Source organism: Streptomyces sp. NPDC058464, from assembly GCF_042721035.1.
Taxonomy (GTDB): Bacteria; Actinomycetota; Actinomycetes; order Streptomycetales; family Streptomycetaceae; genus Streptomyces.
The window spans coordinates 23,120-49,289 of record NZ_JBHXMA010000017.1; the positions used below are offsets into that span (position 1 = coordinate 23,120).

Sequence of the window (26,170 nt, forward strand, 5' to 3'; positions counted from 1 at the left end):
GCCGGCGCGGGCTGTGGGCTGCCGGCCGGGACGGGCTGCTTGCCGGCACGGGCTGCGTGCCGGCGGCCGGTCAGTCGGTGCCGGCGGTGACCTGCTCCCAGCGGGCGTACTCGTCCATCAGCCCGGCGAAGCGGCCGCGCACCATCTCCAGGCCGGCGGTGGCCACCGCCAGGTGCAGCGGGGGCGCGTCGGAGCCGGTCACGTCGGCGACGGCCGCCATGGACTTCACCAGGTTGCCGCGTACCGCCTGCTCGGAGAACTCGGCCATGGTGGCGTAGGCGGGCGCGTAGTCCGGGATGGAGGTCGCCGGGAGCTTGGAGTTGCCCTCGAAGCCGGTGTCGAAGCCCGCCGGTTCGACCAGGGTGACGTGGATGCCCAGCGGGGCGAGCTCCAGGGCCAGGCCCTCCGTCAGGTTCTGTACGGCGCTCTTGGAGGCGCAGTACACGGCCATCGTGGGCAGGCTGACGTGACCGCCCATGGAGCCGATGTTGAGGATGTGGCCCGAGCGGCGCTCCCGCATGTGCGGGAGGACGGCCTGGATCACCTGGACCAGGCCCACCACGTTGGTCTCCAGCTGGTCGCGCAGCTGGTCGGCGCTGATCTCCTCGACGGCGCCGACCTGGCCGTAGCCGGCCGCGTTGACCAGGGCGTCGACGGCGCCGAAACGGTCGACGGTCTCCTTGACGGCCTGCTCGACGCCCGCGCGGTCGGTGACGTCGAGGCGGGTGACCAGGACGTTGCCGAGGCCGGCGAAGGCCGGGTTGGCCTTGGCGGTGTCACGCATGGTGGCCGCCACGTTCCAGCCGCGCGCGGCGTACTCGAAGGTGAGCGCCTCTCCCATGCCGGTGGAAGCACCGGTGATCAGAACGGTCTTGCCCATGATGCTCTCTCTCGTGCTCTCGTGCTCTCGTGCTCTCGTCTTCTCGAGCTCTTGTGTGCTGCGGCCCCCCGCCTGCTACAGCTAAACAGAATCGACAAAACATGTATAGCACGCCCAGTCGGTATGGTGTGCCTATGACCGCCACCCGAGGGGACACCCAGCGCCGCGAGCAGGTGCTCGCGGCGGCACTGACCGTTTTCGCGACGTTCGGCTATCGCAAGACGTCGATGGATGCGGTGGCCCGGGCCGCCGACATCTCCCGGCCCGGCCTGTACTTCCTCTTCTCCGGCAAGGAGGAGCTGTTCCGCGAGACCATGCGGCAGGAGCTGGACCGGGCGCTGGCGGACGTCCGTACGGCACTGGCCGCGCCCGGCGCGGACCTCGGCGCACGCCTGGTGGCCGCGCTCGACGCGAACCTCGGCCGGTACGTCGGCACGCACCTCAACGAGGGCGTCGACGACCTGCTGGAGCACGGGACCGCGCAGCTCCATCACATGTACGACGACTACCGGGACGCCTTCCTCGACACGCTCGCGACGGCGATCACCGACTCCGGGTGGACGCCGGCCGGCGACGTCACACCCCGCCAGATCGCCGAGGTCCTGCAGGCGGCCGGCGAGGGCTGGAAGCACCGCGTCGCCGACCGCCCGGAGTTCGTGACCAAGCTGCGCATGGCGGTCGGGGTCGTGTTTCGGCCGTAGGGCTTGCGCCGCCGGGCCGCGTCGCCGCATCACCGAATCACTGCGTCACCGTGTCTGCCCGAAACCGCACGGGGCGTTTCGGCGCGTTTCGGCCGCTGTCTTGATTTGAGTCACCTGATGCGGTGGTGGTTGAGTGAGTGAAGGATTCGCCAAGTAATCAACGCGCTACTTTCTGCGACTGTGATGGTCGGCGGGGCCGTTCGGAGTCATGGGAGAGGTGGCGTGTGAAGAAGGTGCTGGCGGGTGTGGTGGCAGCGGGGGTCTTTCTCGCGGGAGCGGGGACGGCGTTCGCCTCGTCCTGGCATGAGCTGCCCGATCTGAAGACCAGGGGCGCGGCTTTCGAGCAGGGGCTCTACCGGTTCAATCCGGCCGAGCGGAGCCATGGTTCGTTCGAATGGAGCGGGTACCTGATCGACACCGAACCCGATGACAACCACAACGGATACGTTCAGGTCCGAGTCGAAGGTCACGGCTGGGACCGCTACTACGGAAAGCAGCGGCAGCGGGTCCATCTGCACCATGCCAGCTGGGACGGTGCGCAGAGGTACACGGACGACGCCTACTTCCGGGTCTGTCTCGACAAGGGCACACTCCGGCCGGACAACTGCTCCGCCGCGCGGCACTACCAGCCGCGCTAGGTCTGAGCGGGTCTCACAGTGTCCGAAGTCCTTGCTGCCCAGGGAATCGACCTCTCCTACGGCTCGTCACGAGTCGTACGGGGGGCGAACATCGCACTCCGACGCGGGGAGATCGCGGCCATCAGCGGCCCCAGCGGATCGGGGAAGTCGTCCCTGCTGTACTGCCTGGCCGGCGTGTTGCCCGTCAGCAGCGGAGAAGTCCGTTTCGAGGGGCGCCCGTTGGGCGGCCTGGGCGACGCCGAGCTGAGCGCCCTGCGGCGCGACCGGTTCGGTTTCGTCTTCCAGTACGGCGAACTCCTTCCGGAGCTGACCGTGGAGGAGAACACCGCGCTGCCCCTGCGGCTGGCCGGGCAGCGCAAGGCACAGGCGCTGGCGGCCGCCGGTGAGGTCCTCGGCCGCCTGGGGCTCCGGGAACTGCGGGAACGCCGCCCCTCCCAGGTGTCGGGCGGGCAGGGCCAGCGGGTGGCCGTCGCGCGTGCCCTTGTGCACCGGCCGGCGGTGGTCTTCGCCGACGAGCCGACCGGCTCGCTGGACAGCGTCAACGCGCAGGCCGTACTGAAGGAGTTCCTCACGCTGGCGCGCTCTCAGGGCGCCGCCGTCGTACTCGTCACGCACGACGCGGACGTCGCGGCGCGGGCGGACACCAGGTACACCATGGTCGACGGCGTCCTCACCCTGCAGGGGCGGCCGGCACGGTGAACGAACTCCTTCTGGGGCTGCGCCTGCTCTTCGGCAGCGGGCGCGGCAACCGCGCGCGGTTCGCGCTCATGACACTCGGCGGATCGATCGGGGTCTGCTGTCTCGCGGTCGTCCTCACGATTCCCGGAATCCTCGCGGCACAGGACGGCCGTGTCGCGGCCCGCCAACCTGTCCCCCCTGGTCATTCCGCCACCGGTGTGAACCGGCTGCCCCTGTGGCTGGAGCGCACCGATCCGTACGGCTCAAGGCCTCTGGTCCGTATCTTCCTGGCGAGGGGCACCGAAGCCGTGGCGCCCCCGCCGGGGCTGGAGGACATGCCGGACCGCGGAGAGGTCTTCGTGTCTCCGCGGCTGCATGAACTGCTGCGCACGGAGACCGGACTGGCCCAGCGCCTGCCGGGCAGGGAGAAGGGGCTGATCGGGCCCCAGGGGCTGGCACGTCCCGAAGAACTCGTTGCCTACGTGGGCATGAGCCGCGATGAGCTCTCCGGTGGCCTGCCGGTCACCCGGTTCGGGAAGCCGGAGGCACCGATCCCCACAGTGGACCCGTCGACGCTCGACATCCTGCGCTTCACGATGGTCGGCATCGTTCTGCTGCCCCTCGCCGTGTTCCTCTCCGTGTGCGCCCGCCTCTCGGCCGCGGAGCGGGCCCGACGACTGGCCGCGCTGCGTCTGCTGGGCATGAGCGCCGCGGAGGTACAGCGGGTGAACGCCGCCGAGACCGTGGCGGCGGCAGGCCTGGGCGCGTTCCTCGGACTGGGCGAGTACTGGATCCTGAACCAGCTCTTCTCACGGGTGGGTCTCCCCGGATTCACCTGGTATCCGGGCGACGGCACGCTCGCCGGTACGACGCTCCTGGCCTGCCTGGTGGGATGCCCGGCGCTCGCCTGGTTCGTCGGCCGGGCCGGCGCGCGCAGGGCGTCCGCCGACCCGCTCGCCGTCCGCAGGGCAGCGGTGGAGAAACCCCCGTCGTCCTGGGGCTTCCTGCCGTTGGCCGCGGGATCGGGCATCGCCGCCGGGTACTGCGCCGCCGGGCTCACCGGTCACGCCCCGCGCGACACCTTCCTGCCGTCGCTGCTCATCCCGGCCGCGATCATCATGATCGGCGTGGGTCTGGTGACGACCCTCGCACCCCTGTGCCGGATTCTCGCCCAGCGGGTGGCCCGATCCACCGGCTCCCTCGCCCTAGGCCTCGCCATGCGGCGCAACGAGGCCGAGCCGAGCGGCACGCTCCGGGTGGCCGCCGGCCTCGTCCTCTTGGTGTTCGCCGCGTCCCTCGCCCAGGGAGTGCTGATCCAGCTGGACCAGGCCACCAGGAACCCCTCCCGTATCCAGAGCTATGACATCCCCTACGAGCAACTGACCGGACCCCAGCGGAAAGCCCTCGAACGACTCCCGGGGACTCGTGGTCATGTCGTCAGCACGCAGTCGTCGCTGGTCGGCGCTTCCGAGACGGCCTGGTCCCCTCATGTCGTCCTGGCCACCTGCACCCAGCTCCGGGCTGTCGTGTCGTCGGCCGGTCGATGCGTGGACGGGCAGGCCATGCGGTTGCGGGGCATCGGGGGGACGCAGGGCGGGGCGACCCGCGCCGGTGCGAGGCTCACCGTCCAACTGGAGGGCGAGCACCGCGATCTGTCACTCACGGTGCCGCAACGCACCCTCGCTTACCGCGAGGTCGAGGGCAGCCTGGTCATCGACCCCGAGTCGGTTCTGGTCCCGCCGTCCGTGCTGCCGCGGGGCACCCGACCCGCGAGCGCCACGCTCACCCTCGTCAGCGCGTCCGCCCCGGACGTCGTCCGCCGAGTCCTCGACGGCATCGGCCACGTCGCTCCGACGGCTGATGTGCTCCCGCAAGGCCTGGACATCACAGGTCTTCAGCAGATCGCCGTCATCAAGACGCTCCTCGCGGTGGGCATGGTCCTCGGCCTTGTCATCGGCATCGGGGCCTACCTCGTGGCCGCCACCGACCGAGCCGTCGAACGCCGTCCCCAGGTCACCGCTCTCGCCCTGCTCGGCGCCCGCCCCCGTACCCTGCGGGCTGTGCAGGTGGCCCAGGTCGTACTGCCGTTGGCCGTCGGACTCCTGCTGGCCGTCGTCGTCGGCAAGACGGCCGAGTCCGGCTACCTGGTCACCGGCGGCGGAGCGATCTTCTGGGACGGCGCCGGGCTGCCTCTCCTCCTCGCCGGCACGCTGGGCGTGATGGTCGTCGCCGCGCTGGGGGCGTTGCCGCTCGTCGGGCGGCGGATCGACCCGGAGTTGATCCGGCGGGACTGAGGGACGGAGAGGGGCGGAGCCGTGGTGGGGGCGGTGCCGGGTGTGGGGGCGGTGCCGGGTGTGGGCGCCGCAACTCTTTCGGTGCCCGGCTCCGCTCCGGAGCGGAGCCGGCTCGCGGAAACCGTGTTGAGCGGCCGTGCCGTCCTGCGGAAGGCTCCGTGGTCATGGAGTTCTTCTGTTACCACCGTGACCGTGCCGACTCCGCGGCCTTGCGTGCGGAGCTGGTGGAGGACCACTGGGCCTACATGGACGGTTACGCGGCCGAGTTGATCGCCCGGGGGCCGACGTTCGGGGCGGGCGGGGAGGTGCCGACCGGGAGTGTGCACGTCGTCGACCTGCCCGGCCCCGCCGCCGCCCGCGCGTTCGCCTTCGACGAGCCCAACTACCAGGCCGGCGTGTACCGGGACGTGCTGCTGCGGCGGTGGCGCAATCTGCTGGGGCGCACCATGTGGGAGTTCCCCGGCGGCCGGAGCGGAGGCGACCGGTATCTGGTGCTGGGCCTTGGGCCGGTGCACACCACCGGTGGTATGGGCGACGGCGACGGCGGCGGTGATGGTGACGGCGTCGGTGTTGGCGTCGGTCCCGGCCTGCCGCCCGGCACCGACCCCGGCGACCTGATCGCCTTCGGCCCGCTGCTGTCCGACGACGGAGCCATGTGGATCGGTACGGCGGCGCTGGTCCGGGCCGCGGATCCGGAGCGGGCACTGGGTGTGCTGGATCCGGTCCGGTACGCGGGTGTCGAGGTGCATGAGTGGGAGTTCGGCGGGCGGCGGTGACGAGGTGGTGAACCAGGGGCGGGCGGCTAGACGGTGAGGGGAAACAGGCAGAACTCATTGCCCTCGGGGTCCGCGAGCACCGTGTGATCGGCATGGCGTGCGAGCACCGTCGCGCCGAGGTCCGTCAGCCGTACCGTCTCCGCCTCCATGTCGGTGGTTGTGACGTCCGGGTGTACGCGGTTCTTTACTTGCTTCTGCTCCGGCACCAGCTGGAACCACAGGCGAGGGGCCCCTCCCGACACCGGTTCGAGCAGGACCGTCGGGTCGTCCTCGGGGCCGTCGAAGCCGAGGGCGCGGAGGCGGGCCAGCTCGGTGTCGTCATAGGGGGCCACGGCGTAGTCGTCCAGGACCGCCGCCCAGAAACGCGCCGCCGATGCCGGGTGGGCGGAGTCGAAGACCATGTCGCGGAGATGGGCCATGGAGGAATCCTGCACGCCTTCGGCCCCGCGCGTCGGCTTTCACACCACCAGTGACTCCGCCAGTCTGTCGGCGAACTGGGTGACGTGGTCCCGGCGGGCGCCGCTGCGGGCGATGCGGAAGCCGTGCCGGCGGCCGTGGAACGCCGCCTGGACGGCGTGGAACTGGGCCCAGCGGACGACACGTTCGCGGTCGAGCCGAGCCGCTTCGGCGAAGACGTCCAGGAGGCGGCGGGCGGCCTTCGGCAGGTCGTCGGACCGCATGAGGTTCAGGGCGCGGGACTTGAGGAGGGTACCGCCGTCGTACGCCGGGTCTCCCGCGTAGCCCTTCGGGTCGACCGCCAGCCACGGCTCGCGGTCCGCCCGCAGGATGTTGCGGGCGTGCAGGTCGCCGTGGACGAGGGTGTCCGGCTGGGCCCGGCCCAGCTCGCGGGCCGTGACGACGGCCGCGTCCACGACGCGCGGCGGCAGCGTGTGGGACAGGCCGGCGGCGTTCTCGCGCAGCTCCGCCGCCCATGCGTCGGCGCGGTCCCGGAGCCGGGGCAGGCCCGCCGGTGCCGGGACGGCCAGGCGGTGGTTCAGGCGACCCGCGATCGTCATCACCGTCTCGTCGTCGGACTCCAGCGCCGCCAGCGTCGAGGTGCGGGCCCGCTCCAGGAGGAGGGCGAAGCGGGCGTCGTCGCGCCGGTGGAGGCGGACCGCGCCACGGCCCGCCCACACCTCGAACGCGTCCGGCTCGTGGACGTTGCCGGGGTGCGGGAAGGACACCTTGACCACGCAGGGGCGGGCGTCGGCCCGCTGCCGGACGGGGACGACCACCCCGACACCGCCGTGCGTCACCTCGCCGTCGGGTGCACAGTCCCAGCGGTGCAGCAAGTCCTCGACGATCGAAGGGAGTTCGGTGATCCATCTGGCTCCGCGGTCGCCCTCGCGGTCGATCGTGCCCCGTACCAGCGCCTCCGGAATGCCGATCATCCTGGCACCCTACGCGCCCCGCCGGGGGGCACGAGGGCGGGGCCAGGGTTCTCCGGAGCATTCAGCCATTCAGCCATTCAGCCGGGCAGCCGGGCAGCCGGGCAGCCGGGCAGCCAGTCAGCCATTCAGCCGGGCAGCCGGGCAGCCGGGCAGCCGGGCAGCCAGTCAGCCAGTCAGCCGGGCGGCCGGGCGGCCGGGCAGCCAGTCAGCCGGGCGGCCGGGCAGGTTCACGCCGTCCGTACCTCGTACGCCGTCACCCGTACCGTCTCGTCGTCCAGGCACGCGCCCGTCTCCAGGTCGAAGCGCTGCTTCAGCAGGGGCGAGGCGACGAAGGGGCGGCCCTGGTGGGTGCCGGTCAGGCCGCGGGAGAGGACCGCCGCGCCGCCGAACGGGTCGCGGTTGTCGATGGCGTGGAGGCGGTCGGCGCGGTCGCGGAAGACGGCGACCTGGCGGCCGTCCGGGAGGAGCGCGGCGACGCCCCGGCCGGGGGTGAGCAGGCTCAGGTCGCAGACCGTGAACCAGCCTTCCGCGAGCTGGAGTTGGACCTTCAGGTCGGTGGTCTCGGGTGCCAGGGTCATCGCTGGGCGCTTCCTTCCAGAACGTCTGCCGGGTCTTCCGCGGGGCGGCGCATGCCGATGGACAGCAGGGGCAGGTCGGGCTTCATCTGGCCGCGTTCGGGCACGAAGCCGACGACCGGGTCGGGAGTGTCCGGGGCGTTCACGAAGGACACGAACCGGGCGAGCTTCTCCGGGTCGTCCACGGTCGACGCCCACTCGTCGGCGTAGTGGGCGACGTGCGCTGCCATCAGGGACTCCAGTTCCTCGCAGATGCCGAGGGAGTCTTCGACGACGACGTCACGGACGTGGTCGAGGCCGCCGGGGATCCGCTCCAGCCAGGTCGACGTGCGCTCCAGGCGGTCCGCCGTACGGATGTAGAACATCAGGAAACGGTCGATGAGGCGGACCAGTTCGGCGTCGGTGAGGTCCTGGGCGAGCAGGTCCGCGTGGCGCGGGGTGGCGCCGCCGTTGCCGCCGACGTACAGGTTCCAGCCGGCCGCGGTGGCGATGACGCCGAAGTCCTTCGACTGGGCCTCCGCGCACTCGCGGGCGCAGCCCGACACCGCCGACTTGAGCTTGTGGGGGGACCTGAGCCCCCGGTAGCGCAGCTCCAGGTCGATCGCCATCCGGACCGAGTCCTGGACGCCGTACCGGCACCAGGTGGACCCCACACAGGACTTGACGGTCCGCAGGGCCTTTCCGTACGCGTGCCCGGACTCGAAGCCGGCGTCCACCAACCGCGTCCAGATCAGCGGGAGTTGCTCGACGCGCGCGCCGAACATGTCGATCCGCTGACCACCCGTGATCTTCGTGTAGAGGCCGAAGTCGCGGGCGATCTCACCGATCGTGATCAGGCCCTCCGGGGTGATCTCACCGCCGGGGATGCGCGGGACGACCGAATACGAGCCGTTCTTCTGGAGGTTGGCGAGGAAGTGGTCGTTGCTGTCCTGGAGCGCGGCCTGTTCGCCGTCCAGGACGTAGCCGCTCGCGCCGATCGTCGGGGCGAGGGACGCGATGATCGACGCCACCGCCGGCTTGCAGACCTCGCAGCCGTCGCCGCCCCTGGCGCCCTCCCGGCCGTAACGGTCGAGCAGGTCCCGGTAGGTGCCGATCCGCAGCGCGAGGACGATCTCGTACAGCTCCTCACGGGTCTGCGCGAAGCAGCCGCACAGGCCCTTGTCGACCTCGACGCCGGACGCCTCCAGCTCCGCGGCGACCAGCTGACCGAGCACCTTGACGCAACTGCCGCAGCCGGTACCGGCCTTGGTGCACTTCTTCACCTCCGGCACGGTGGTGCAGGAGTGCTCGGTCACCGCGCCGCGGATCGTGCCCTTGCTGACGTTGTGGCAGGAGCAGATGATCGCCTCGTCCGGGAGCGCGGACGGGCCGAGCTGGGCGCCGCCGCTCGCGCCGGCCGGCAGCACCAGCGACTCCGGGGCGACCGGCGGGACCGAACCGGTGAAGGCCTTCAGCGTGCCGTACGCGTCCGCGTCGCCGACCAGGATGCCGCCGAGCAGGGTGCCGTCCCGCCCGATGACCAGCTTCTTGTACAGACCCGAACGGGCGTCGGAGTACACGACGTCCAGGCAGTCCTCGGTGCTGCCGTGCGCGTCGCCGAAGGAGGCCACGTCCACGCCGAGCAGCTTCAGCTTGGTGGACAGGTCCGCGCCGGTGAAGGCGGCCTCGTCGGAGGCGATCGTCGCCGCGGCCGTCTCGGCCTGCTCGTAACCCGGCGCCACCAGGCCGTACACCCGGCCGTCCGCCGCCAGCGCGCACTCGCCGATCGCGAACACGTGCGGGTCGGAGACGGTACGGCACTGCTCGTCGACCGTGATGCCACCGCGCTCGCCGACCGCCAGACCGCAGTCGCGGGCGAGCTGGTCCCGCGGCCGGACCCCGGCGCTGAACACCACCATGTCGGTGGCGAGTTCGGAACCGTCGGACAGCTTCATGCCCGTCACGGCACCCTCGGAGTCGACCACGATCTCCTGCGTGCCGACGCCCGTGTGGACCGTCAGGCCCATCTCCTCGATGGTGCGCAGCAGGGCCGCGCCACCGCCCTCGTCCACCTGCACCGGCATCAGTCTCGGCGCGAACTCCACGATGTGGGAGGTGAGTCCGAGCCCCTTCAGCGCACCGGCCGCCTCCAGCCCGAGCAGTCCGCCGCCGACCACCGCGCCCACGGCCGCCCCCGACCCCGCGTACTCCTCGATCGCGAGCAGGTCCTCGATCGTGCGGTAGACGAAGCAGCCGGTCGCGTCCTTGTGGGGGACCGGGGGCACGAACGGGTAGGAACCGGTGGCGAGTACGAGCGTGTCGTACACGAATTCCTTGCCGGACCGCGCCGTTACCGTCCTCGTCGCGCGGTCGATCGTCTCCGCCGGGTCGCCGACGTACAGCTCGATGCCGTGCGTCTCGATGAACTCCATGTCGGTCATGGAGAGTTCGGCGGGAGTCCGGCCCGAGAAGTACGAGGTGAGCGCGACGCGGTCGTACGCGGGCCGCGGCTCCTCGCACAGCACGACCACGCGGTGCGTGGCGGTCAGACCGCGCTCGGCCAGCGCCTCGAGGAAGCGCTGGCCGACCATGCCGTGACCGACGAGCACGATCGTGGGGGTGGCCCCGGGGGTGGTGGTCATCAGGAGCCTCCGTCGTTGGTGAGCAGGGGGAGCGGTGTGGCGTATGCCATCGACGTGCCGTCCGGGCGGGCGGCGCGCGCGGGGCGGGCGGTCGCCTGGGGGGCGCGGCCGCGGCCGGTCGGCACCTCGGCGAGCAGTGGCACCCGGCGGTACGGGCGGTGCTCGGCGTGGCCGAAGGGCGTCGCGGGCGTCTCGCGCGTCACGGAGGAGTCGACGTGGTCGCCGGACTGCCGGGCCGCCGACTGGGACAGGCGCCCGCGCGGCCGGCGCCGATCACCACCACACGCGTATTCGAGGTCATGTCCAGGAGCGTGCGGGGCCGACGTTACCCGGCCGCATCACCGCTGTTTCCCACGAGGAACGCTGCCCTCTTCAGGGGCGGGGGGTGGGTGTGAGGGGTCCGCGGGGAGCGGTCACCGGTCACCGGTCAACGGCCGCCGGCCGACGGTCGCTCGCTCACGGTCGCCGGCTAACGGCTTCCGGTCAGGTGGGCGAAGACGACGACGTTCCCCTGGTAACCCGTCGTACGCGAGTAGCCGCCGCCGCAGGTGATGACGCGGAGCTCGGGGCGGTCCGCGGCACCGTACACCTTCTCGTCGGGGAAGTCGCGGGCCTGGTAGACCTCCACCGCGTCGACGCTGAACACGGCGACGCCCCTGTCCTGCCGGTCCACCTCGATGGTCGCGCCGCGTCTGAGGGCGCCGAGGTCGTAGAAGACGGCGGGGCCCTCGGTGTTGTCGACATGCCCGGCGACGATCGCGGTGCCGGTCTCGCCGGGGGTGGTGCCGGCCTCGTACCAGCCGGCGAGGTTCTTCTTCGCGGCGGGCGGGACGTCGAGGCTGCCGGAGGGGGTGAGGGCCAGGCCCATGAGGGGGGCGTTCACGTGGATGGCGGGGATGCGGATACGGGTGGGCGGGGAAGGGGGCAGCGCGGGGGCTTCGAGACGTTCCTCGCCGGGGTCGGGGCGGCCCTCGGCGGCGGACGGCTGAGGCGGCGCGCTGTGCGGTCCGATGCCGGGGCCGAGCAGCCATACGCCGGACCCGAGGGCTATGACGGTCACGGCGGCTATCGCGGTGTCCCCGATCTTGCGCATGTGAACCCCTCCTCCTGGGGTTAGAGCTTCTAACGAGGGAGTGAGGTGCCGTAGGCGGTGAGAGCCTCTAACGAACGCGACCCTCTACACGTCACCCTCTAGACGTGACCCCCTCCCCCTCCGGGCCGCGAGGGGCGTCGGACCCGGAGGGGGTGGGATGTGCGGTACCGGCGGACGGACAGCGGAGGGTGTCCGTCAGATCGCATCGCCTCTCGCCCGGCGATGCAGGAGCCAGGTACCGCCCGCGGCGGCGACGGCCAGAGCCGACACGCCCGCCGCGGTCTGTACGGGGTCGGAGCCGAAGGCGCCACCGACCCCCGTCTTCACACTGCCGTGGGGCAGGACCTGCCCCGCGGCCGGCGTCAGTGCCACCACCAGGTCCCCGGTCACCTGCCGGTTCCCCTCGGCGCACTTCGCGACGATCTCGTACGTCCCCGGTTGCGCGCTAGGCGGCACCTGGAACTGCCCGATCGCCTCGCCCTCGTGCGTACTGGGCGCAAGGGTGAACGTGCCGGCGCCGACCGAAGTGGCGTCCCCGACCGCCGTGCCCTTCTCGCCGCACACCGCCGTGTTCACGGTGACCTGGCCGCCGGCCGCCGCGGTCGACGGGTACACGTCGAGGCTGCCGGTGCCGCCGCCGTACGCCGGCGCGACGGCGAGTCCGGCCGTGGCCACGGCCAGCGCGGTCCCGGTCAGCAGACGGGCGGTGCGTCGCATGGTGCTCCCTCGGTCGAGGTCGTCCACTCCCTTGCTCTACCGAGGTAAAAGCCAACCGCCCGGGCGCGCTCTCTGAGGCACCGTCAGTTTTGGGATGAACGGGTGTCACGACGGCCGACCCCGAGGCCCGTTGAGGGGGAGTTCGGGCAGGTCAAGGGGGTTGCACGGGCATCGGTATGAAGAACACACGAACGGCGGGTCCTGGGGGGAACGAACGGGTGACCTCCCGGCCGGGGCGGCGCCTCTGCTCGTCGGCGAGACGGTCAGGGCGGGCGACGGCCTCCTGGTCCGTGGATGTCGGGCAGGGTGATGGCCGCCCACTTCTGGTATCGGGGAGACATCATGCCTACTAACGATTTGATCATGACCACTCTGACGTCGCGCGACGCACCATCCTTGGGGGAAATCAAGGTTCCAGCGGGGGCGGTGTATGCGGCTTACAAGCCGGTGCACGCCCTGGAAATCGATCAAATCGATGATCGCTCGCTGGTTCAATTTGGCTTTACAGGAGCATTCGGCAAGTTGATGATTGACCTTGAAAGTCGGGAGGTGCTGGAAACTCATGATGGTTCTACGGTCTCATTCGTCAATTCATCGCTGGAGAGGTTTGCAGAGTGCTTGCAATTTTTTGTAGACCTGCTATCTGGTGTTGAGGAAGCGGGTGGTCCCGAGGATGAGGGTGAGGGTGAAGACGAAAATGAGGCGTTGGCGCAGAGGCTAGAGGCTGGAATTCGTGGAATCGATTCACGTGCCTATCGGGAGGATAGCTACTGGTATGAGATTAGGTGGGCAGTTTCGCTCGGAGACTATGCTTAGCCTTGCAGGTATGGCGGCCCATCCGATCCCGCGGCTACTGGCTCCGCTGCTGCAATCGGCCGCCCTAGCCGTTCCGAGGTGCGGGCGGCTGGTAAATGCGATCGGAATTCGGACGTCGGAATGCAGGTGAATCATGTTTGTCCTTAATTTCGATCCGGACTCCGTAAGGCAGCCAACGGCGAAACAGATAGACCGTCTCGCGTCGGCTAGTGAAATGGACCTGCGCTATGAGTACTTCGAGGCCCACGTGAGTCTGACCATGGAGGAGTTCGGAACCGAGGAATTTCCAGGCACTCCGGGCTCTAGACTTCGTGTTCTCCCTGCTTTTTGCGGCTCGGGATGTTCGAAGCGGGAATGCCGGGAGAGTCGGCTTCACCGAGAATGATCTACTCGTTCAATTCGGGCCGGTAGGTCGAACTGTTGCGGTGGTGCGATCATGGGGTGAAATTGCCGGAAAGTGCGAAATCGGCGAGTTCTTTTCTGTTCTTGCTGAATTCTGTGGGGAAGTTTTGGGTTATGTTGAGCGAAACTGTCCGACGTTTCGAGAGAACCCTGCCCATCTGAAGCTGGCTGGGGAACTCGCCTTACTGGTGCAGTATTCGTACGTGAGCGAACCGGCATTCTGTCCGGTTGAAGGGTCGGCCAGCGCGTTCTGGCGTCTAGAGATCTTTAACTGTGCGGGTTACGTGGGGTCGTGACGGCTCCGGTGGGCTGCGCTATGCCGGGAGGATGAGATATCCCGACGGCGGTGGATTGACAACCGAGGAGCGGGCTCGGCGTGAGCAGGTCCGGCTCGAAGCCGCCGATCTGATCGAGGCCGGGGCCAATGACCGGGAGGTAGCCCGGCGGTTCAGGGTGACCCGGATGTCGGCGAACCGGTGGCGGCGGGCATTGGCTTCGGGCGGTCGGCGTGCTCTGGCCTCCAAGGGTCCCGGCGGGGCCCGCTGCAAGCTGGATGCGGGACGACTCCGTGTCCTGGAGGCGGTGCTGGACGCCGGTCCTGCCGCCTCGGGCTGGAGTGACCAGTGCTGGACCCTGGCGAGGGTCGCCGAGGTCGTGCGCCGCCGGTTCGGTGTCGAATGCACCCTGGCCGGGTTGGACCTGCTGCTGCACCGCATCGGCTGGAGCGTGCAGGTTCCCTCCCGCAAGGCCACCGAGCGCAACGAGGCGAAGATCGCCGCCTGGAAGGACGAGCAGTGGCCCGTCATAAAAAGAGGGCGGCGGACTTGGGCGCCTGGCCTGCTTCGAGGACGAAGCAGGCCAGGGCCTGAGGCCGCCCAAAGGCCGCACCTGGGGCCCCCGGGGCCACACGCCGGTGGTGCGGGTCACCGCCCAGGGCACCAAACGCGTCTCGATGGCGGCGCTGATCTGCACCAAACCCGGCCGACGGCCCCGGCTGATCTACCGCATCCACCTCGACCTTGGCCCTGCCAAGGGTCGCCGCAAGGGCTTCACCGAGACCGACTACGCCCGCCTGCTGGATGCCGCACACCAGCAGCTCGCCGGCCCCGTCGTGCTGGTCTGGGACAATCTGAACACGCACGTCAGCTGCACCATGCGCGAGCTGATCGCCGCCCGATTATGGCTGACCGTCTACCAGCTGCCCCCGTACGCTCCGGAGTTCAACCCCGTCGAGGGCGTGTGGTCGCACCTGAAGAGGTTGCTCGCCAACCTCACGAAACACAGCCTCGACCAGCTCACTGCGTTGGTGAAGACCCGGCTCAAACGGATGCAGTACCGCCCCCTCCTCATCGAGGGCCTGATCGCCAAAACCGGGCTCGACCTCCAACCGCCGTACACCTCGGCCATTAACGATCTCTAAAGGGCGTTCGGAGGCAGCAAGTGCGGGGCGCGGATGCCGAGAATGCCGAAGACTTCGCTCTTCGCCGGACCTCTCAGCTGCGCCATGAAGGCGGGGTCCACACGGCCGGTCCTTGCCCAGATCCCTCCGAGGGACTCGGCACAATGCTGGGCCAACACGCTGGTGAAGTCCTCAGCGCGAATGATCCGGATCAGGCACGTTTCGACGACCGGGCCGCTGAAGTCCTCCAGGTCCATCGCCGCGTCGAACTTCTCGTCCTCCCGCGCCGTGGGGTCGTCGAGGATTCCGACGAGCAGAACCGCTCGTTCCTCGGGTGAGATCTCCGCCCGGCTCTCCAACGACACCTCATCATCCATGGTGCTGAGCGGTTCCTTTCTGAACAGCCCCTCCAGCCAAGTCCTCATCTGCAAGATCCTCGATCCCACCATCGTCCGCTGTCTGGGGCCGCTCGGTGCGGCCGCCGCATCGTAGACGTCGCAGGCCGCGGTCGCAGCGAGCAGCAGTTTGCCGCCGCCGTTCGCGGTCAACCCTGCCAGACCGATGGCTCGGTGTGGCACGACAGCCCGTCCAAGGGGATGCGCTCCTGCGTAACCCCAACCGTTAAAGATCTCTAGTGGACGTGGTGCAGGTGTGCTAGGCGCATCACGCCTGTCGGTCGAGCGTCGGCCGTCTGGCGGGTTCCTGTCTGGCGGCGCTCAGCAGTCAAATCTCATCGCAGCAAACGAAGTGCGGCAGGTGCCGAATGATCTCGGTTGCCATCCCCGGACGACAAGGTCGATCCTGTGCAGGCGACGGATCAGGGGAGGATGCAGTGGGGCTTGTCCTGTTTCCAGGGGACGGAGATGTTTCCAGCCCGGACGTGTCGTGGTCCTACACTGGCTTCGGTGTGTTCCGGGGTTGGCTGGCGTGTGTCGAAGGGTTCGCTCTCGATTCCATGCAAGGTTTCGGCGGATTGCGAGAGTGGAGTGATGTCTCCACTGTGCTTTCGCCGCCTCTCGACCATCCCGATGACGGCGGCCCCGATTTGACGGCCGCCGAATGTGCTGTGATGCTCCCGCGTCTTCGGGGGATTGCCGATGGCTCGGGCAGGGACGGCGCCGATCCGCTTCAGCAGCGGCACATCGATGATATTCGTCAGTTGGTGGTCGTCCTGCAGTTTTGTGTGGAGAACGACGTTGAGCTCATCTTTGGCTGACGCGGTGCGATTCCAGGATATGAGGCACAACGTCCTCTCTGCTGTTGAGGCGCTGTCCGACAGGGCCCATCAGGAGCGCGTATGGATCGGACGGGTCTATCACGGCGAGGGTTACTTCGACGACTTCACGATGAATCTCAACATCCTGTACGACGACACCCTGGTGCTGGATGACCCGGTCGCAGCCTTGGGCACGGTTCTGGCATCGCGGCAGGAGGCTGCAGCGCTGGCGGCGTTGGGCCTGGCCCTTGAGGAGCTGCTGGGGCGGGAGGGAACTGACAGGTCGGACGTGGAATATGTCGCGTCGCCGTTGTGGGATGCGGTGGTTGAGTCTGCCGCGGTGGCGTATCGGATCATGATGGAGGCCGGCTGCGTCGTCGGCTCAGGCGGAACCAGCCAAGCGTCGTAGCTACAACGCGCCTTCTCGGAGGGCCGTCTGGAACGTCGTCCAGGTTGTTGAAAGGAGCCGGAGGGAGGGGCCGGTGGGACGTTTTGAGTCTCGTATGGCGACGGTTGCCGGGATGTTGGTGGCTATCTCGACGCATTCGGCCGCATCGTCGCTGTAGCTGGACTTGCGGTAATCGAGTTCGGTCACGGTGACAACTCCTTGCGCAACTTGTGGAGGAAGGACACCGACTCCTGCTCGTCCAACGCGCATTCGGTGATCTTCTCGAACAATTCATCGTAGGCGGCCGCGCCCTGCCCGCCCTCGACCCAGCGCTGGGCGAAGGGGGCCTCTACGTAGACGACGTCCATAGCTCCTGGGGCGGCGAACGAGATGACGTTGAACGAGCCGTTGAGGCCCGAGTGGGTGCCGCCGGCAAAGGGGAACACGCGTAGGGCGACGTTCGGTAGGTCGGCTGCCTTCACCAGCTCTTCGAGCTGGCCTTTGGCCGTCGTGGATCCGCCGGGGAAGTTGCGTAGAACCGCTTCGTAGATGGTGACCCGCAAGGACAGTGGCGGGTCGTCGTGGAGGCGCCGCTGCCGGGCGAGACGAGCCTCGACGAACTTGTCGTCCGGCTCGGGGCTCTTGGTCATCGCGGCCGCAGGGCTCAGCCGCAGTGCCCGGACGTAATCCGGTGTTTGGAGGAGACCGGGGACGAACGCGGGCTGCCACGTCTTGATGGCTGTTGCAGCGCTCTCCAGCGCAACGTACTCCTGCATCACGCCCGGGATGGTGAAGTCGTCCCACCAGCCCTTTGCCTTGCGGCGCTCACGGTCGACCCTCGCCAGTTCCAGGAGTCCGCCGACCATGCCGGGGTCGTGGATTCGGTACAACTCGCACAGGGCCCGGACATCCGGATCGCGCACCGGGACCCAGCCCCGCTCCATTTTCGCGACCTTCGTCGTGGAAGCGGTGAGCGCCTTGGCGGCATGCGTCTGTGTCAGACCGGCCGCGATGCGCAACTTGATGAGCTCGCCACCCAGTCGGCGGCCGAGAACGGTGGAGGTGCTGTTGCCCTGCATCGGCTGGTCTGTGGTCACGCTGGTGCTCCTCCTGACGTGGGTGCGGCGGCAGTCTGGCGCGGTGAAGGCGCGCCACGCAAACCACTCTCGGAGGAATTTATCCAGGATGAACTTGCATAGCGCGACGCGCGCACCCTACCGTCGGTGACGAACTGATCGCAGAGCGGCGCCGGTTGGTGCGTGGCGCTGCCCACCCAAGCCCGGAGGTCATCGACATGGTCGTCCCCAAGGAACCTGCCGAGCCCGGCGCCATCCCCCTCCGCTACGACCGCCTCGACTACACCCCCCTCCCCAGGAGCGTCAGCCTCGCCCGCCGCCGGGCCCACCGCCTCGTCACCGACTGGGGTCATCCCGAACTGGCCGCCGACGCCGCCCTGGTCGTCTCCGAGCTGGCCGGCAACGCCGTACTGCACGGCTGTCTCCGCGGCCGGCTCTTTCGGGTCGAAATCGCCCTCACCGAACGTGTCTTACGCGTGTCCGTCTCCGACCCGAAGGGAGAGCTGCTGCCGAGCCCGCGTGATCCGTCACGGGACGAGATGTTCGGCCGCGGGTTGCTCATCGTGGGCGGCGTCGCCGATCGATGGGGCGTCGGCGAACTCGCCGTCGGCAAGGTCGTGTGGTGCGAGCTCGATGTCGTACGGCCGGCCGTGCTCGCCGATTACGGTGGCGGCAGCGCACCCCCGCCTTTGAGGAGGACGACCATGGCCGAACCGTTGAAGACCTTCGTCAACGGCGTCGAGGTCGAGGTACCCAACAGCATCCCTGGCATCCGCGCGGCTCTCCCCGAGACGCGGCGCGAGGAGTTCGACCGGGCTGTCAACGAGGCCGGTGTGGAGGACATCCACGCGGTCATGCGGCACTGGATGCTCGAAGCCGTTCCCGACCCGGAGGCGGAGGCGCTGCTTCGGCGCCTGGCGGCGGACGAGGCCGAGAGGCGGGGCGTCGCTTGATCTACCGCATCACCTACGCCCCACCTGCCGACGACACCCTGGCCAAGATGGGCAATGCCCCCGCGTTCAGAGACGCCATGGTGGCAACCATCGGACGAGATCCCTACGGACACGGGTCGACCGCGGTCACAGGCGAGCGTGACCGCCGCGAGGCCACGGTGCTGGGGGTCATCGTGCTCTACTACGTCTCCGGATCCGTCCTGACCGTGACGGTGGTCAGGCTCATTTCCTCGCTTTGAAATGGCTTCAGGGCGGCGGCCCGTGGCCTCAGCCCCCCTCCGGCACCGTCCGGATCGCCGCGATGTCGAACTGCAGCCGTACCGTCTCGCTCACCATCGCCCCGCCCTCCGCCAGGCGGGAGTTGTAGGCCAGGCCCCAGTCCATGCGGTTGATCGTGGTGGTGCCGTCGAAGCCGGCGCGCTGGTAGCCGAAGGGGTCCGTGACGTTGCCTATGTAGGTGAGCTCCAGGTCCACCGGGCGCGTCGTGGCCTTGATGGTCAGGTCGCCGGTCATGACGTAGACGTCCGGCGCTTTCAGGCGTACCGCCGTGCTCTGGAAACGCATCCGCGGATAGGTCGGGGAGTCGAGGAAGTCGCGCCCCGTCACATGGGCGTCCCGCTGTTCCACGCCCGTGTCGACGCTGCCCGTGGACAGGATGATCTCCGCCTGGGAGCGGGACGGGTCGCGGCCGTCGAAGTAGAGGCGGCTCTTGTACTCGGTGAAGGCCCCGCGGACCGTCGTCACCATCGCGTGCCGGACCGAGAAACCGATTCTGCTGTGCGCCGGGTCGATGACCCACTCGCCGGTGAGGGCGGCGAGGGAGGGGTCGAGGAGGGTGGGGGCCGAGGTGGGGGAGGCCGGTGCTCCCGTCGGGCGTGGGGGGGATCGTGGGGGTGCGGCGGGCCGTGTGGGGGCGGCTGAACAAGTTCATGATTTATCTAGTTAGTCGACTCGGGGAATTGTCGCAAGTGGTTGTCCGGACATAGGAGTTCGGGAATTCCGTATACCGTCACCGAAGCTGCACATCATCACCATGGGATCCGCTCAGGAAGTGCTCGATATTCCTGGAATCCACGGATTCCGTGGATTCTGTGGATTTCACGTTTTCTTGAATTGTGCTATTCCCGGTTGTCTGGGGTGTATGTGACGGCCGCCCCGGTTCGTTCGCCCGGATACCGGGATACCGGGATACCGGGACACCGGGGCGGCCGCCGTCATGCATCTGAAGCGCCGCTGCTCAGTTCACGTTCACCGCGCTCCACGCCGCCGCCACCGCGTTGTACTCCGTGCTGCCGTTGCCGTACAGGTCCTTCGCCGCGTTGAGGGTTGCCGTGCGGGCGCCCGCGTAGTTCGTCGAGGACGTCATGTAGACCGTCAGCGCGCGGTACCAGATCGCGCCCAGCTTGTCGCGGCCGATGCCGGTGACCGTCGAGCCGTTGTACGTCGGGGAGTTGTAGCTCACGCCGTTGATGGTCTTCGCGCCACTGCCCTCCGCCAGCAAGTACGCGAAGTGGTTGGCGACGCCGGAGGAGTAGTGGACGTCCAGATTGCCCACCGACGAACTCCAGTAGTTCGCCGAACTCCCGTCCTTCGACGGCTGGTCCATGAACCGCAGCGCCGCCTTGCCGAAGCCGGACTTGACGATCTTCTCGCCGATCAGGTAGTCGCCCAGGTCGGAGGAGTTGTTCGCGTACCACTCCACCAGCGTGCCGAGGATGTCGGAGGTCGCCTCGTTCAGACCGCCGGACTCGCCGGAGTAGGTCAGCGCTGCCGTCTTCGAGGTGACGCCGTGGGTCATCTCGTGGCCGGCCACGTCGAGGGCCACCAGTGGGCCGAAGGTCGTCCCGTCACCGTCGCCGTACGTCATGCAGAAGCAACTGTCGTCCCAGAAGGCGTTGTTGTAGCTGTTGCCGTAGTGGACGCGGTTGTACGAGCCCTTGCCGTCGCCCGCGATGCCGTTGCGGCCGTGGACGTTCTTGTAGTAGTCCCAGGTCTCGTTGGTGCCGTACTGGGCGTCGACCGCCGCCGAGGAGCGGTCGGAAGTGGCTCCCGTGCCCCAGTGGTTGTCGGCATCCGTGAACACCGTGTTGGGCGCCCGGCTGATGCAGATGCCGAAGATGCACAGGTCGGTCTTGTTGGCCGCGTCCCCGGTGAACGTGTTGCCGCGCGTCGGGTCCGTGAGGTTGTACGACGATCCGGAGAGCGTCGTCTCCAGCGGGACCGTGCCGCTGTACAGCGACTTGCCGTCGCCGGTCGCCGTCTCGATGCTGTCCCAGGCGTCGATCTGGGCGCCGGTGCGGGCGTCCGTCAGCACCGTGCGGGCGACCGGGTTGCCGAGCGAGTCCTTGCCGACGGCGTTGGTGCGCCAGGCCAGCCTCGGGGTGCCGTGCAGGGCGTCGACGACCAGCTGCGGCTTGGCCTGCACCTGCTTCAGCGCGTGGCCGAGGTTCGCCGCCCGCAGCGCGTTCACCGCGAGGTCGGCGGCCTTCGGGGCGGAGACGTCCGGGGCGATCGAGGCGAGGGATATCTTGGCGCGCGTCGCGCGGTCGGCGCTTCGGTACGCGCCGTCCGACTTGAGGTGGACGACGAAGTCGCCGCCGAGCACGGGGAGTTGCCGGTAGGTGCGGTCGTAACGGACGTGCTGGGTACCGTTCTTGTCCACGATCACGTCCCGGACCGAGGTGCTCTCGGCGGACGTGAGGCCCAGGGCGGTGGCGTGCTGGACGAGTGCCTGCGCCGCGTTCGCGATGGCGGTGGCCCGGGTCGGCCTGGCGTCGGCGTGGGCGGCGGGGGAGAGCGCGGCGGCCAGCAGGGTCGCGGTGGTGGCGGCGACGCCGGCGGTGGCGAGACGGGAAACTCGGGTTTTCCGGGTCCGGCTCATCGGTCTCCTTGGAGATGCGCCTCGAAGGCGTGGGGGTGGCGCTGATGACGACTGAGATTTAAGAGGCCATGACAAGTCATGTCCATAGCGCCTCCATGGAGATGTGTGTGGAGACGGAGGGGGTGCAGAATCCTTCCTGTGACCACCCGCGACCCCCACCACCTCCCGTTCTTCGTCTACGGCACGCTCCGCCCCGGCGAGATCAACCACGACGCGTTCCTGCGGGGACGGACCCGGACCGAGGAGCCCGGCCGCCTCGACGGCGCGCTGCTCTACGACGGGCCCGGCTATCCCTACGTCGTCGAGGAGTCGGGGCCGGCGGCGGTGCGCGGCGAACTCGTCACCGCGCGCCCCGAGTCGTACGACCGACTCCTCCTGGAACTCGACGAGTTGGAGGAGTGCGTGCCGCAGGACCCGGCGAGCCTGTACGTACGCGTCGCGCGGGACGTCGTACGGCTGCGGGACGGGGCGGCGGTCCGGGCCTGGGTGTACGTCGCCGGGCCCGTCGTGGCCGGGAGACTGCGCGCCGACGGCCGGCGCATCGACGGCGGCGACTGGCTGGCCCACCGCTGACGGGCAGAGGCGGGCGGGGCGGTGCGGCGCGGGGGCGGGGGGCGGTGCGGAGGCGGTGCGGGGGCTCGCTGGCTCACGGCCCGCCGTACGTGCCGGAGGCCTCGACGCCCCCCGGTGGGCAGGGGCGACAGGACCATCCCGTACCGCGGGTCGCGGTACGGGTGTGGGTGGGCGTCGAGGCGGTCTCCACGTCGCCCAGCGTGCTGCCGGTGTGTTACGTCCCGTGACGGACCCCTGTTGCGCGGCCGAAACGGCCAACTCCCAGCCGCATCCCAGCCATCGTGAGAACCGATACCGGAACGGCGCCCCCCGGCACCGGGCCCCTACGAGGCCGGTCCGCGCCGGAATCGGGCCGGTACGGGCCCCACGCCGGGCCGGGCCGGGACCTCGTCCCGGCCCGTGCCGACCCACGTTCGCCCATGTCGGCCCACGTCCGCCCACGTCGGCCCGTCTTCGCCCCCGACGGCCGGTCCACCGCGGCCCCTGTGGCACAGGACCCCGTGGGTGGCTCATTTCCCACCCCTGTTGGCCGGTCCCGCCCCGTTTGAGACGCCAAGGGGCACGACTACAGTCGTCGTCTGCCACCGCCGCCCCGCAGGACCGTCGGCCGCCCCGCAGGACCGCAGGACCGCAGGACCGCAGGACCGCAGGACCGCAGGACCGCAAGACCGCAGAACCCCGCAGGATCCCGCCAGACCCCGCTGAACCCCGCCAGACCCCGCTGAACCCCGCCAGACCTCGCAGGACCCCGTAGAACTCCGCCCCCCCCACACACACGCATACCGCTCGACACACCGCCCTGACCGGGCCCCCGCCGCTCCCGGACTCGGCCTCCCCCACTCGAAAGAGCCAGCCAGGAGGTCCCCGAGCCATGCCTCTGCGCCACCTCACCCCCCGCGACCAGCACCTCTTCTGGCAGTACGGCCGCGGCGCCGACGTACCCGTCCACGAACCGCTCGTCCACCGTGCCATCGAGCGGCATGCGATCGTCCACCCCCATGCCGTCGCCGCCGAACACCACGGCGCGACCCTCACCTACGGCGAACTCGACCGCTACGCCGGTGCCCTCGCCGCCCGCCTGGTCCGCGAGGGCGTCCGCCCCGGCGACCACGTCGGCCTGTTCGCCCGCCGCTCCATCCCGATGCTGGTCGGCCTGTTCGCCGTCCTCAAGGCGGGCGCCGCCTACGTCCCGCAGGACATCGGCCGCACACCCCCGGCCCAGCTCGCCCACGTCATCCGCACCGCCGGCACCCGGGTGATCCTCACCCAGAAGGAACACGCCCCGCGCGTCCCCCTCCCCGGCGGCCACCGGCTGATCGCCCTCGACGACCCGGCGCCCCACGATCCCGGCCCCGTGCCGCTGCTGCCGCCGCACCCCGACGACGGCTGCTGTGTCCTCTTCGTCCCCGGTACCACCGGCCGCCGCCACGGCGTGAAGCTCACCCACCGCAACATCGCCAACCTGCTGCTCACCGAACCCGGCGGGCTCTGCATCCGCCCCGGCGACCGGGTCGCCCAACTCCTCGGCATCGCCTCCGACATGGCCGCCTGGGAGATCCTCGGCTGCCTCACCCACGGCGCCACCCTGACCATCGGCGGCAGGGACACCGACGCCGCGGCCCGCACCGCGACCGTCCTGATCACCACCCCGGCCCTGCTGTCCGGCATCGACCCCGACGAATGCCCGCGCGTCCGCGCGGTCGCCGTCGCCGGGGGATCCTGCCCGCGCCCGCTCGCCGACCGCTGGTCGAGCCGGGCCGCCCTCTTCCACTGCCGGGGGTCGGCCGAGGCGACCGTCGTCACCACCATGGGCCGCCACGCGCCGGTCGCCGGGCGGCCGGCCACCGGCCGTCCCACCCCCAACAGCACGGTGTACGTCCTCGGCGCCGACCGCCGCCCGCTGCCCATGGGCGAGGCAGGCGAGGTGTGGGTGGGCGGCGACTGCGTCTCGGCCGGCTACCTCGGCGACGACGCACTGAACGCCGAGCGGTACGCCCTCGACCCGTTCCTCGGCGAGGGCCGCGCCATGTTCCGCACCCGCGACCTCGGGCGCTGGACCCCCGACGGCGGCCTCGAACACCTCGCCCGCGCCGCCTACCGGCCCGGGTTTCCCGACGCGCGGGCGCTGCTGCGGCTCGCCGGGGAACGCACGGTGGGCACGGCCGCGGTCACCCGCTGAGGACGACGGCGCGGCGCTCCTGAGCGTTCCGCTGGAAGCGCCGCGATCTGCCGTCTGCCCTGCCGTCTGCCGTCTGCCGTCTGCGGCGCCGTCGTGGCTGGTCGCGCAGTTCCTCCCCCAGCCTTCGGCCGGGGGTACCCCCAGCGCCCCTTACTGGGCACTGCCCGCTCGGTGCGCCGCCGCCAGGGCCTCAGCCACCCCCGGTTCCTTCTTCCCCAGGAACTGGGGGTTCGGCTCGAAGATCGCGTCCAGGGCCGCCTTCCCCGCCGCGAAGACCTCCCGGGTCCCGCCGTAGTACCAGGTGGCGTCGTGCTTGGCGTCGACGCCGATCCCGTACGACGTCACCCCGGCCGCCTCGCACAGCGCGACCGCCCGCCGGATGTGGAACCCCTGGCTGATCAGCACCGCCCGGTCCACGCCGAAGATCTTCTTCGCGCGGACGCAGGAGTCCCAGGTGTCGAAGCCGGCGTAGTCGCTGACGATGCGTTTGCCGGGGACGCCGTGCGCGGTCAGGTAGGTGCGCATGGCGTCCGGCTCGTCGTAGTCCTTGCGGCTGTTGTCGCCGGTGACGAGGACCACCTTGATACGGCCCTCCTTGTAGAGGGTGGCCGCAGCGTTCAGGCGGTTGGCGAGGTACGGCGACGGCTCCCCGTCCCACAGGCCCGCGCCGAAGACGACGGCGACGTCGGTGCGGGGCACGTCCGCCACCGTGCGCAGCCGGCCCTCCGTCGAGACGTACAGCCAGGTGGCCGGCAGCAGCGCCAGCACGCATCCGGCCATCACACCCTGCACCAGGCGCCGCCGACCGGCACGGGTCCGCGGCAGTCGCGGCCGGCGGATCTTCATACGCGTGTTCCCCCCTGTGGGCTTCGACCTTGGAGGACGCAGCGCGGGACGCTCCGGTTCGCTCACAGCGTGCTGGTTCGTGCCGTGATGCGCCCGAAAAGACTCGTGACGGTCAGGCAACGGGCGTGCAACCTCTCCCGGCGAGGATCCTCGCATGACGGTGACCGACCTCTCCCCGCGCCCCGGCCCGCCCGCCCTGGTCCTGGTGGCCCACGGCAGCCGCGACCCGCGCGCGCTCAGCACCGTGCGGACGCTCATGGACCGGGTGCGCGCGCTGCGCCCCGGGCTGTCCGTGCACCTCGGTCACATCGAACTGAACGAGCCGCTGCTCCCGGACACCCTCGCCGCCCTCGGGAACACCGAGGCCGTCCTCGTCCCGCTCCTCCTCGGCCGTGGCTACCACGTCAAGCGGGACATCCCGGAGCTGGCGGCCGCCGCCGACGCCCGGACGCGCATCGCCGCCCCGCTGGGCCCGCACCCTCTCCTGGCCGACGTCCTGCACGCCCGCCTGCTGGAGGCGGGCTGGCGTCCCCGCCCCGCGAGCGCCGTGGTCCTGGCGGCGGCCGGCTCCCGCGACCCCGACGCCAGGGTCGACACCAGCCGCATGGCCGACCTCCTCGCCGCCCGCCTGGGCGTCCCGGTCCTCCCGGCCTACGCCTCCGCGGCCGCGCCGACGGTCCAGGAAGCGGTCACCACTCTGCGTGCGCGGGGCCGCCACCGCATCGCCCTCGCCTCCTACTTCACGGCCCCGGGCCGCTTCGCGACGGAGTGCGCGGCACACGCCCCGTGGATCGCGGCGGCCCCGCTGGGAGCCCACGACGCGATGGCCGAGCTGATCCTCCACCGCTACGAGCGGGCACTGGGAACGCCGGTGACGGTAGCCGCCTAGGGGTGCGTTTGCGGCTGCGGGTCCGTGGGGGCTTGTCGCGCAGTTCCCCGCGCCCCCAAGAAGGTGGGTCCACTGGGCCGACCTAAAAGGGGCGCGGGGAACTATGCGATCAACCACAACGCACCCGCACCCGCACCCGCAACCCAACCCGGCAGACGGGTAGGCCCACCAAACACCCATTTGTCACT

28 protein-coding genes and 2 pseudogenes are annotated in these 26,170 nt (G+C 69.9%); 16 read left to right on the forward strand and 14 right to left on the reverse strand.

The annotated features are described in order from the left end of the window. Positions 1-70 precede the first annotated feature (70 nt). On the reverse strand, positions 71-880 hold the full coding sequence (locus ACFWPQ_RS22620) for an SDR family NAD(P)-dependent oxidoreductase (RefSeq protein WP_384037501.1): 810 nt from the start codon (positions 878-880) through the stop codon (positions 71-73). Positions 881-1,014: 134 nt separating this feature from the next. On the opposite strand from ACFWPQ_RS22620, the gene ACFWPQ_RS22625 reads away from it, so the two are divergent. From ACFWPQ_RS22625 to ACFWPQ_RS22645, 5 genes are all read left to right on the forward strand, one after another. Beyond that, the gene (locus tag ACFWPQ_RS22625; protein ID WP_384037504.1) at positions 1,015-1,581 is read left to right on the forward strand and encodes a TetR/AcrR family transcriptional regulator; all 567 of its coding nucleotides are present in this window, start codon (positions 1,015-1,017) and stop codon (positions 1,579-1,581) included. A 224-nt stretch (positions 1,582-1,805) separates the two neighbouring features. Beyond that, on the forward strand, positions 1,806-2,219 hold the full coding sequence (locus ACFWPQ_RS22630; protein WP_384037507.1) for a hypothetical protein: 414 nt from the start codon (positions 1,806-1,808) through the stop codon (positions 2,217-2,219). A gap of 18 nt (positions 2,220-2,237) precedes the next feature. After that, entirely contained in the window at positions 2,238-2,918 is a 681-nt protein-coding gene (locus tag ACFWPQ_RS22635) for an ABC transporter ATP-binding protein (protein WP_384037510.1), read from the forward strand. Next, complete coding sequence (locus tag ACFWPQ_RS22640; RefSeq protein WP_384037513.1) at positions 2,915-5,191, forward strand: FtsX-like permease family protein; 2,277 nt, start codon at positions 2,915-2,917, stop codon at positions 5,189-5,191. Before ACFWPQ_RS22635 ends, ACFWPQ_RS22640 begins: the two co-directional genes overlap by 4 nt. Positions 5,192-5,355: 164 nt before the next feature. Then, positions 5,356-5,967 (forward strand): YciI family protein, encoded by a 612-nt coding sequence (locus tag ACFWPQ_RS22645; RefSeq protein WP_384037516.1) that lies wholly within the window; start codon positions 5,356-5,358, stop codon positions 5,965-5,967. Positions 5,968-5,993: 26 nt separating this feature from the next. Here the strand turns inward: ACFWPQ_RS22645 and ACFWPQ_RS22650 are convergent, their stop codons facing one another. The 7 genes from ACFWPQ_RS22650 to ACFWPQ_RS22680 all read right to left on the reverse strand — a co-directional run bounded on the left by ACFWPQ_RS22650 (position 5,994) and on the right by ACFWPQ_RS22680 (position 12,364). Beyond that, positions 5,994-6,386 (reverse strand): VOC family protein, encoded by a 393-nt coding sequence (locus tag ACFWPQ_RS22650; protein WP_384037518.1) that lies wholly within the window; start codon positions 6,384-6,386, stop codon positions 5,994-5,996. A 39-nt stretch (positions 6,387-6,425) separates the two neighbouring features. Continuing rightward, a complete protein-coding gene (locus ACFWPQ_RS22655; protein ID WP_384037521.1) occupies positions 6,426-7,358 on the reverse strand; it encodes an aminoglycoside phosphotransferase family protein in 933 nt (310 codons plus the stop codon). 227 nt (positions 7,359-7,585) lie between these two features. Further along, positions 7,586-7,936: a nitrite reductase small subunit NirD gene (gene nirD / locus ACFWPQ_RS22660; protein ID WP_384037524.1), complete on the reverse strand. Its 351-nt coding sequence runs from the start codon at positions 7,934-7,936 to the stop codon at positions 7,586-7,588. Beyond that, entirely contained in the window at positions 7,933-10,554 is a 2,622-nt protein-coding gene (nirB, locus tag ACFWPQ_RS22665) for a nitrite reductase large subunit NirB (protein ID WP_384037527.1), read from the reverse strand. Before nirB ends, nirD begins: the two co-directional genes overlap by 4 nt. Next, entirely contained in the window at positions 10,554-10,757 is a 204-nt protein-coding gene (locus tag ACFWPQ_RS22670) for a hypothetical protein (protein WP_384037530.1), read from the reverse strand. Before ACFWPQ_RS22670 ends, nirB begins: the two co-directional genes overlap by 1 nt. Positions 10,758-11,023: 266 nt before the next feature. After that, positions 11,024-11,647 (reverse strand): class F sortase, encoded by a 624-nt coding sequence (locus ACFWPQ_RS22675; RefSeq protein WP_384037533.1) that lies wholly within the window; start codon positions 11,645-11,647, stop codon positions 11,024-11,026. Between the two features lie 195 nt (positions 11,648-11,842). After that, a complete protein-coding gene (locus ACFWPQ_RS22680; protein ID WP_384037536.1) occupies positions 11,843-12,364 on the reverse strand; it encodes a hypothetical protein in 522 nt (173 codons plus the stop codon). Between the two features lie 363 nt (positions 12,365-12,727). On the opposite strand from ACFWPQ_RS22680, the gene ACFWPQ_RS22685 reads away from it, so the two are divergent. The 3 genes and pseudogenes from ACFWPQ_RS22685 (at position 12,728) to ACFWPQ_RS22695 (ending at position 15,002) form a co-directional block, all read left to right on the forward strand. Continuing rightward, the gene (locus ACFWPQ_RS22685; RefSeq protein ID WP_384037539.1) at positions 12,728-13,180 is read left to right on the forward strand and encodes an SUKH-4 family immunity protein; all 453 of its coding nucleotides are present in this window, start codon (positions 12,728-12,730) and stop codon (positions 13,178-13,180) included. Between the two features lie 729 nt (positions 13,181-13,909). After that, positions 13,910-14,314: pseudogene (locus ACFWPQ_RS22690) on the forward strand (transposase); the annotation flags it as partial. Between the two features lie 184 nt (positions 14,315-14,498). Then, a complete protein-coding gene (locus tag ACFWPQ_RS22695; RefSeq protein ID WP_384037542.1) occupies positions 14,499-15,002 on the forward strand; it encodes a transposase in 504 nt (167 codons plus the stop codon). Here the strand turns inward: ACFWPQ_RS22695 and ACFWPQ_RS22700 are convergent. Continuing rightward, positions 14,999-15,529 carry a hypothetical protein gene (locus ACFWPQ_RS22700; protein ID WP_384037545.1) on the reverse strand — a complete coding sequence of 177 codons (531 nt, stop codon included), beginning with the start codon at positions 15,527-15,529 and terminating at the stop codon, positions 14,999-15,001. The genes ACFWPQ_RS22695 and ACFWPQ_RS22700 overlap by 4 nt on opposite strands. Positions 15,530-15,813: 284 nt before the next feature. On the opposite strand from ACFWPQ_RS22700, the gene ACFWPQ_RS22705 reads away from it, so the two are divergent. Continuing rightward, on the forward strand, positions 15,814-16,197 hold the full coding sequence (locus tag ACFWPQ_RS22705) for a hypothetical protein (protein ID WP_384037548.1): 384 nt from the start codon (positions 15,814-15,816) through the stop codon (positions 16,195-16,197). A 19-nt stretch (positions 16,198-16,216) separates the two neighbouring features. Beyond that, positions 16,217-16,606, forward strand: coding sequence for a hypothetical protein (locus ACFWPQ_RS22710; protein WP_384037551.1), 390 nt, complete (start codon positions 16,217-16,219; stop codon positions 16,604-16,606). Here the strand turns inward: ACFWPQ_RS22710 and ACFWPQ_RS22715 are convergent, their stop codons facing one another. Together ACFWPQ_RS22715 and ACFWPQ_RS22720 are read right to left on the reverse strand one after the other, a co-directional pair. Then, positions 16,607-16,792 carry a DUF397 domain-containing protein gene (locus ACFWPQ_RS22715; RefSeq protein WP_384037554.1) on the reverse strand — a complete coding sequence of 62 codons (186 nt, stop codon included), beginning with the start codon at positions 16,790-16,792 and terminating at the stop codon, positions 16,607-16,609. It lies immediately after the preceding gene. Beyond that, positions 16,789-17,682 (reverse strand): helix-turn-helix domain-containing protein, encoded by an 894-nt coding sequence (locus ACFWPQ_RS22720; protein WP_384037556.1) that lies wholly within the window; start codon positions 17,680-17,682, stop codon positions 16,789-16,791. Before ACFWPQ_RS22720 ends, ACFWPQ_RS22715 begins: the two co-directional genes overlap by 4 nt. A gap of 197 nt (positions 17,683-17,879) precedes the next feature. Here ACFWPQ_RS22720 and ACFWPQ_RS22725 point away from each other — a divergent pair. The 3 genes and pseudogenes from ACFWPQ_RS22725 to ACFWPQ_RS22735 form a co-directional block, all read left to right on the forward strand. Next, positions 17,880-18,194 (forward strand): annotated as a pseudogene (locus ACFWPQ_RS22725) (ATP-binding protein); the annotation flags it as partial. 171 nt (positions 18,195-18,365) lie between these two features. Continuing rightward, positions 18,366-18,614 (forward strand): hypothetical protein, encoded by a 249-nt coding sequence (locus ACFWPQ_RS22730; RefSeq protein WP_384037960.1) that lies wholly within the window; start codon positions 18,366-18,368, stop codon positions 18,612-18,614. Continuing rightward, positions 18,611-18,853 carry a hypothetical protein gene (locus ACFWPQ_RS22735; RefSeq protein ID WP_384037559.1) on the forward strand — a complete coding sequence of 81 codons (243 nt, stop codon included), beginning with the start codon at positions 18,611-18,613 and terminating at the stop codon, positions 18,851-18,853. The genes ACFWPQ_RS22730 and ACFWPQ_RS22735 overlap by 4 nt, the downstream gene beginning before the upstream one ends. A 28-nt stretch (positions 18,854-18,881) precedes the next feature. Here the strand turns inward: ACFWPQ_RS22735 and ACFWPQ_RS22740 are convergent, their stop codons facing one another. Both ACFWPQ_RS22740 and ACFWPQ_RS22745 read right to left on the reverse strand, forming a co-directional pair. Beyond that, complete coding sequence (locus ACFWPQ_RS22740) at positions 18,882-19,361, reverse strand: YceI family protein (protein ID WP_384037562.1); 480 nt, start codon at positions 19,359-19,361, stop codon at positions 18,882-18,884. A gap of 490 nt (positions 19,362-19,851) precedes the next feature. Continuing rightward, complete coding sequence (locus ACFWPQ_RS22745; protein ID WP_384037565.1) at positions 19,852-21,495, reverse strand: M4 family metallopeptidase; 1,644 nt, start codon at positions 21,493-21,495, stop codon at positions 19,852-19,854. A gap of 138 nt (positions 21,496-21,633) precedes the next feature. On the opposite strand from ACFWPQ_RS22745, the gene ACFWPQ_RS22750 reads away from it, so the two are divergent. Continuing rightward, positions 21,634-22,068 carry a gamma-glutamylcyclotransferase family protein gene (locus ACFWPQ_RS22750; protein WP_384037567.1) on the forward strand — a complete coding sequence of 145 codons (435 nt, stop codon included), beginning with the start codon at positions 21,634-21,636 and terminating at the stop codon, positions 22,066-22,068. An 871-nt stretch (positions 22,069-22,939) separates the two neighbouring features. Further along, the gene (locus tag ACFWPQ_RS22755) at positions 22,940-24,247 is read left to right on the forward strand and encodes an AMP-binding protein (RefSeq protein ID WP_384037570.1); all 1,308 of its coding nucleotides are present in this window, start codon (positions 22,940-22,942) and stop codon (positions 24,245-24,247) included. A 150-nt stretch (positions 24,248-24,397) separates the two neighbouring features. On the opposite strand, the gene ACFWPQ_RS22760 is transcribed toward ACFWPQ_RS22755, so the two are convergent. After that, a complete protein-coding gene (locus ACFWPQ_RS22760) occupies positions 24,398-25,093 on the reverse strand; it encodes a vancomycin high temperature exclusion protein (RefSeq protein ID WP_384037574.1) in 696 nt (231 codons plus the stop codon). 154 nt (positions 25,094-25,247) lie between these two features. On the opposite strand from ACFWPQ_RS22760, the gene ACFWPQ_RS22765 reads away from it, so the two are divergent. After that, on the forward strand, positions 25,248-25,982 hold the full coding sequence (locus tag ACFWPQ_RS22765) for a sirohydrochlorin chelatase (RefSeq protein ID WP_384037577.1): 735 nt from the start codon (positions 25,248-25,250) through the stop codon (positions 25,980-25,982). Positions 25,983-26,170 lie beyond the last annotated feature (188 nt).

Coding starts and splice junctions, on each gene's coding strand:
- ACFWPQ_RS22710 (WP_384037551.1), top strand. CDS start 16,217: ATGAGGCACAACGTCCTCTCTGCTGTTGAGGCGCTGTCCGACAGGGCC.
- ACFWPQ_RS22655 (WP_384037521.1), bottom strand. CDS start 7,358: ATGATCGGCATTCCGGAGGCGCTGGTACGGGGCACGATCGACCGCGAG.
- ACFWPQ_RS22620 (WP_384037501.1), bottom strand. CDS start 880: ATGGGCAAGACCGTTCTGATCACCGGTGCTTCCACCGGCATGGGAGAG.
- ACFWPQ_RS22650 (WP_384037518.1), bottom strand. CDS start 6,386: ATGGCCCATCTCCGCGACATGGTCTTCGACTCCGCCCACCCGGCATCG.
- ACFWPQ_RS22730 (WP_384037960.1), top strand. CDS start 18,366: ATGGCCGAACCGTTGAAGACCTTCGTCAACGGCGTCGAGGTCGAGGTA.
- ACFWPQ_RS22755 (WP_384037570.1), top strand. CDS start 22,940: ATGCCTCTGCGCCACCTCACCCCCCGCGACCAGCACCTCTTCTGGCAG.
- ACFWPQ_RS22675 (WP_384037533.1), bottom strand. CDS start 11,647: ATGCGCAAGATCGGGGACACCGCGATAGCCGCCGTGACCGTCATAGCC.
- ACFWPQ_RS22760 (WP_384037574.1), bottom strand. CDS start 25,093: ATGAAGATCCGCCGGCCGCGACTGCCGCGGACCCGTGCCGGTCGGCGG.
- ACFWPQ_RS22740 (WP_384037562.1), bottom strand. CDS start 19,361: ATGGTGACGACGGTCCGCGGGGCCTTCACCGAGTACAAGAGCCGCCTC.
- ACFWPQ_RS22625 (WP_384037504.1), top strand. CDS start 1,015: ATGACCGCCACCCGAGGGGACACCCAGCGCCGCGAGCAGGTGCTCGCG.
- nirB (WP_384037527.1), bottom strand. CDS start 10,554: ATGACCACCACCCCCGGGGCCACCCCCACGATCGTGCTCGTCGGTCAC.
- ACFWPQ_RS22680 (WP_384037536.1), bottom strand. CDS start 12,364: ATGCGACGCACCGCCCGTCTGCTGACCGGGACCGCGCTGGCCGTGGCC.
- ACFWPQ_RS22765 (WP_384037577.1), top strand. CDS start 25,248: ATGACGGTGACCGACCTCTCCCCGCGCCCCGGCCCGCCCGCCCTGGTC.
- ACFWPQ_RS22645 (WP_384037516.1), top strand. CDS start 5,356: ATGGAGTTCTTCTGTTACCACCGTGACCGTGCCGACTCCGCGGCCTTG.
- ACFWPQ_RS22685 (WP_384037539.1), top strand. CDS start 12,728: ATGACCACTCTGACGTCGCGCGACGCACCATCCTTGGGGGAAATCAAG.
- nirD (WP_384037524.1), bottom strand. CDS start 7,936: ATGACCCTGGCACCCGAGACCACCGACCTGAAGGTCCAACTCCAGCTC.
- ACFWPQ_RS22745 (WP_384037565.1), bottom strand. CDS start 21,495: ATGAGCCGGACCCGGAAAACCCGAGTTTCCCGTCTCGCCACCGCCGGC.